5 protein-coding genes are annotated in these 5,003 nt (G+C 67.3%); 1 reads left to right on the forward strand and 4 read right to left on the reverse strand.

Annotated elements, in window-relative coordinates; all coding sequences use genetic code 11:
* The coding region (locus AAF184_24640) for an ATP-binding protein (GenBank protein MEO0425545.1) at window positions 1-559 on the reverse strand (559 nt) is incomplete at its 3' end.
* A 488-nt stretch (window positions 560-1,047) separates the two neighbouring features.
* Between AAF184_24640 and AAF184_24645 the strand changes: the two genes are divergently transcribed.
* Window positions 1,048-1,644 carry a hypothetical protein gene (locus AAF184_24645; GenBank protein ID MEO0425546.1) on the forward strand — a complete coding sequence of 199 codons (597 nt, stop codon included), beginning with the start codon at window positions 1,048-1,050 and terminating at the stop codon, window positions 1,642-1,644.
* 193 nt (window positions 1,645-1,837) lie between these two features.
* Here AAF184_24645 and AAF184_24650 read toward each other — a convergent pair whose 3' ends face one another.
* From AAF184_24650 to AAF184_24660, 3 genes are all read right to left on the reverse strand, one after another.
* Window positions 1,838-2,818, reverse strand: a complete 981-nt coding sequence (locus tag AAF184_24650; GenBank protein MEO0425547.1) for a carbohydrate kinase — start codon at window positions 2,816-2,818, stop codon at window positions 1,838-1,840.
* Window positions 2,815-3,819: a Gfo/Idh/MocA family oxidoreductase gene (locus AAF184_24655; GenBank protein MEO0425548.1), complete on the reverse strand. Its 1,005-nt coding sequence runs from the start codon at window positions 3,817-3,819 to the stop codon at window positions 2,815-2,817. The genes AAF184_24650 and AAF184_24655 overlap by 4 nt, the downstream gene beginning before the upstream one ends.
* On the reverse strand, window positions 3,816-5,003 hold a 1,188-nt coding region (locus tag AAF184_24660), incomplete at its 5' end, for a sucrose phosphorylase (GenBank protein MEO0425549.1). The genes AAF184_24655 and AAF184_24660, both read right to left, overlap by 4 nt.

Here is a 5,003-nt window from a genome sequence, read left to right on the forward strand (position 1 = left end):
GGTCGGGTAATTGGTCAGGCACAAAACCCTGGCCCTCGTCTTCGATTTGGATGATCATCGCCTGATCATCGACACGGCAATCGATATGGACTAATTTGTCCGGGTTGCTTTTGTTGCCGTGCTTGACGGCATTGACCAGCGCTTCGTCGAGGGCGAGACGGACCGCCCAAACGGATTCTCGCTTGTAGCCCTGTGACGACACCGCATCGACAACCTCATTGAGAACGGGGAATCCGCCGTGACCGTCTCTGAGTTGGATCTCGCGGTAGCTGGTGGTGAGCGCCTGGGTGCCTGCGAGTGCTTGCTCGAGTCCGTCGATGTCCTGCGCGGGTACTAGGCCGGCCGCCGATAGGCCGACAAGTTCCGTCAGGGGGCGCTCGAAGAGCGCTGCGCAGTTGTCGCTCATGAAGCAAATCGTGCGCTCTGCATCCACCCCGATGAGGTAGCCGTGGGGTTGGATGGTGCCAGGGATGTGGATCGGCTCGCGGTCGCAGCCGTCGATGGCCTGGCGAAGCTCCGCGTCGGTCAGGGCGTGGCTGGAGGTAGGCTCTTGGCTCACGGTGGGGTCCTTCCGGGGCGAAGCGACGCGAGCCGCTCATCATCCGCGAGTCCTCTCGCCCTGTCTATGCGGCCAGGGCGCGGCTTTGAAGGGCGGCCCCTGTCGTGGATGCCGCCAACGGCTTGCCGGCCGAGAGGGGAACGCTCAATGTGCGGTGCGCGTTCCCCTCCCATAGGATTCCGGTGGTCACCCAAACGCGTGCTTTACTGCGTGTGTCAACGTTGCATGCAGTGGGATGGCGAGTTTCCATCGATCAGGTGCGGCGCAGATCGGTTGCTCGTCCGAGCGGCTCTCGCCGCCTACGCCGATTCGAATACTTCCACGAAGTCAGCGGTGGCAAGAGCATCCGCTTCGACCTCAACCCCGACGGGGAACTCGACGTCACCTCTCTGACGGCGCCAGCGCACCGGCGCGAAGCGCATCGGGTTGGGCTCTTCGGGCGACTGCCGTAAGCTGCGCTCCATCGCCCCTACTAACCCGTGCCCCGCATGTTCGATGAGTCCGAGTCCGAGCAGAACCTGTCGCGCGCCGAGCGGATCTTCGTGCGCATCTCTGTGCTGCAGACGATCCTCGCCCTGGCGGGCCTGTTCACCGGCGCCGTTGCCCTGTGGGCCGCCCTGACCGAGACGGACGCGGTGCGTAAGCAGCAGTTGGCGAGCGTGCTACCGGACCTCGTCTTCGCTCAGAGCTACAACGAGTCGGGCGGCGAGCCGCGCTTCACCTTCCTGGCGGTGAACAACGGCATCGGGCCGGCGCGGGTGCGGGCGATGCGGGTGCGGGTGGACGGCGTCGCCGCGAGCGATTGGGGCACCATGCTGAGCGCCCTCAGTGCCGGGGAAAGCTACCGCTACGGGCAAAGCCAGATCGCCGGACGCCTCGTGCGCTCCGGTGAACTCATCGAGGTGTTCCAATCGCGAGATCCCAAGGTGGTCGCAGTCATCCTCGACAACCGCGAGCGTATCGACGTGGACGTCTGCTTCTGCTCGGTGTTCGACGAGTGCTGGACACCGACCCAGTCCGTCACCCAACTGCCGACTCCGGTGGAGCAATGCCCGGACTACGGCGCGGAGCAATTCCAGCAGTAGCCCGCCGACCCCGCCCGGGGCAGTCGTGAGCCGGTTTCCCCGTCGCCTGCGCCTAGAGCAGTACGTGGGCCCAACACCCGCGAGGGAAGATGTTCGCGCCCCCATGGATGGGGGCGTACTCCCCCCTCTTCCCGGTGGTGGTGCCCCGGTGCTGGCGGCCTTACCTCGCTCAGGCCTCCCGGTGTCCGGGGCATCAGTTCTTTTGTGGTGCGGTTGAGCCCCGGGTGGGGCGCGCCTGCGCGCGCAAGCGAGCAACCTCTTGCGCCGTAGGGGGTGAACACCCTCGTCGGGTAACGTTGATCGCGGCCGCCGCACAGGCGGTGTCCAGCAGGTCGGCGAGGGCCTCACGCGCCAGGTGCACCTTGCCGTTCCTGATCGCGTCGGCGCGCACCAGCCCGGCGAGAAACGCCGAGTGGAAGGTGTCGCCGGCGCCCACCGTATCCTCGACCTGGGCCACCGCGTAGGCCGGGCATTCGAGCTGTCCCTGAGCGTCGATCAGGAGACTTCCGCCGGAGCCCTCGGTGAGCACGACGATGCCGCCGTCCGCCATCTCCTCGTGTACCTTTGCGGCGGCCTCGCGCGGTGTGGCGGCGAGTTGCATCGCCTCGAGGTCTTGGTCGCTCGCCTTGATCACATCGCACCACGAGAACAAGGAACGCACCCCGGCGAGGTAGGCCTCAGTGTCGACGCTGGCGCCGAGGCGAATGTTGATGTCGATGCTGATTAGCGCGCCCCGCTCGCGAAGCACAGCGAACAGCTGCCTTAGCTTGGGTAGCTGGCTCGGCGTGATGGCGAGGGAGCCGGTGTGAAACACGCGCAGGGCGTCGGGGAGCAGATCGCGCAACCCCTCGAAGGTGGTGTCCTTGTCGGCGATGCCTTCGCGGTAGAGGCGATAGCTGGGAGCGCCATCCGCCGCCACGGTGACCAGGGCCAGGGAGGTAGGCCAGGGCGAGCGCCGCGGATTGATCGCCTTCACGCCCTCCCGCTGCAGCGCCTCCAGTAACTGGTCGCCGAAGCGATCGTTGGACAAGGGCGAGAGGTAGCTCACGTCCATGCCCTGGCGCGCGAGGCCGATGGCGACGTTGAAGGGCGAGCCACCGAGGTGGGGGCGGTAGGTGTCAGCGTCTGCGGCGATGAAGTCGATGAGCGCTTCGCCGACGATGGCGATGCTCATGGCGCCTGCTGGCCGCCGCCGCGCGGGGTCATCCCGGCCGCGGTGTAGATGGCGTCGATGGTCGCCATGTTGGCCGTGGCGTCCTCGCCCCCGGTGATGGGCGCGGCAGTTCCCTCCAGCACCGCCTTCACGTGGCGCAGCTGGTGCCAGTAGGTGGAGTGGCCGGGCACTTGCTCGGATTGTGCCGGGCCGTTGCGTGGTTGCCAGCTCAGCCGATGGCCCTGGTGGGGAGCGATGGGATTGTCGATGGTGAGGTGTCCGCCGGTGCCTTCCACGTGCAGACGAGCGCTGATCTTCGGTGGGAGATTCGCATCCATGGAGCAGGACACGGTGGCGGGGATGCCGTCGAAGTCGAGCACGGCGCGCATGGAGGTGTCGACGCCGGGACGCTCCTGCACCGCCTGTGCCTCCCGTACGGCGGGCTCAGCGCCCATGATCGTGCGCACCCAATGGACCGGATAGCAACCGAGGTCCATCAGCGCGCCCCCGCCCACCTTGAGCGTATGCCGCAGCTCGCCGGGGCGGTAGGGAATGGGCACGTCGAAGTGGGCCTCGAGGCGGGTGGGTTCGCCGATCACGCCTGCCTCGAGAAGCGCGAGCGTGCGATCCATCAGGGGATGAAAGCGGTAGTGGAAGGCTTCGATCACCGGCTGGGAGGCGTCCTGGCCGGCGCGCACCATGCGTGCTGCCTCGGCCGTGTTCATGGCGAAGGGTTTCTCGCACAACACGGCCTTGCCCGCGCTGACGGCGGCGAGGGTCCACTCCAGGTGCGCGTGGGGCGGCAGGCCGTTGTACACGAGATCGACGTGCTCGCTGCGCACCAGGGCCGCGTAGTCGCGCTCGATGCCGGCGAGCCCGTGCTCGGCAGCGAACTGCTCCGCGCGCGTCGGCGCGCGTGCGGCCACCCGCGTCACCACCACATCGTCCATGGTGGCGGCGGGAGTCAGGATCGCCTCCGGGGCGATGCGCGATGCGCCTAGCAGTCCGATCCGCAGGGTCATGGGGCGAAGGTCTCCGGGTGGGAACAACGCACCTCGAAGGAGGCCGTGCGGAAGTCGACGTGGGCCTGCGCCCAGTAGTCGCCGAAGGCTCGCCGCAACACGAGGGTGTGGTCCGGCGAGTCGCGCACCTCGAAGGTGCCGCGAAACGCGGGGTGATCATTGCGCAAGCGGATCATGCTCATGAGTCGTTGCACCACGGGGCGCGAGAGGTCGGCTTCCACTTCCTGGCGCGAGTAGTAGCGACGGTTGACGTCGCGGCCCACGCCGCTGCGCGCAAACCCAGCCTCATCGTTAGTACCGGCCAGCAGACCCACATAGTAAATCTGTGCGATGCCCGGCGCGAACAGCTGCACCAGGCGTGCGGCGAGATAGGCCTCGTCGTCGCGGCGAAGCGCCTCGTAGTAGGTGCAGTTGATCTGGTGCACGTCCACGTTGCCGGCGGCCGCGCCCGAGGCGCGGGCGCTGACGCCGCCGCTGTTGTGGTGGATCTTGGCCACCAGGGCGTCGATGGCGTCGTCATCCAGCAATCCGGGGCGATGTGGGGCCAGGCGATCGGCGGCGACGTCGCCCACATCGATGCCGTCGTGCGTGTCGAGCACGGTGATGGCGTTGCGCGGGCTCATCGCGAACCAACGCTTGAGGCTCTCGCCGGTGCCCTCGAAGAGGCTGTGCAGCAGTAGCGGCCCGAGGGCGAAGTCGTAGACCCAATCGACGTGTTCGGCGACTTCGCATTGGCGTTCGAAGTGCGTGTGGGTCTCGGCCAGCACCTCGAGCCCCAGGGCGTGGGCTCTGCGGCAAAGATGATCGATGTACGTGAAGGTCTGCGGCGTCAGGAAGCAGCTGGTGCCCGCCGTTTTCACCGTAAAGCCGACGGCGTCCAGCCGCACCCGTCGCGCGCCGGACTGCGCCAACTTGGCGAGCACCGCGTCCAGGTAGGCCTCGGTTTGCGGGTGGGCCGGGTTCAGGTCGATCTGGCGTTCGGTAAAGGTCGCCCACAGGCGCTGACGACGCCCGTCGCCGAGCGCACACTCGACGAAGGGCAGGTCGGCGCCGATGACGAATAGCGCGTCGCGGTCGACGTCGCGCATCCCGCCCGGGTAGACGTCGTCCTCCGTGAGGAACATGCCGGCGTAGGGCGAGCGCGCCCCATGGTCGAGGTAATCCTGGAATTGGGACGAGCTCGA

The organism is Pseudomonadota bacterium, from assembly GCA_039815145.1.
Classification (GTDB): domain Bacteria; phylum Pseudomonadota; class Gammaproteobacteria; order Steroidobacterales; family JBCBZW01; genus JBCBZW01.

Excerpts from the sequence above, each read along its gene's own strand:
- AAF184_24645 (MEO0425546.1), top strand. The coding sequence starts at position 1,048 with ATGTTCGATGAGTCCGAGTCCGAGCAGAACCTGTCGCGCGCCGAGCGG.
- AAF184_24655 (MEO0425548.1), bottom strand. The coding sequence starts at position 3,819 with ATGACCCTGCGGATCGGACTGCTAGGCGCATCGCGCATCGCCCCGGAG.
- AAF184_24650 (MEO0425547.1), bottom strand. The coding sequence starts at position 2,818 with ATGAGCATCGCCATCGTCGGCGAAGCGCTCATCGACTTCATCGCCGCA.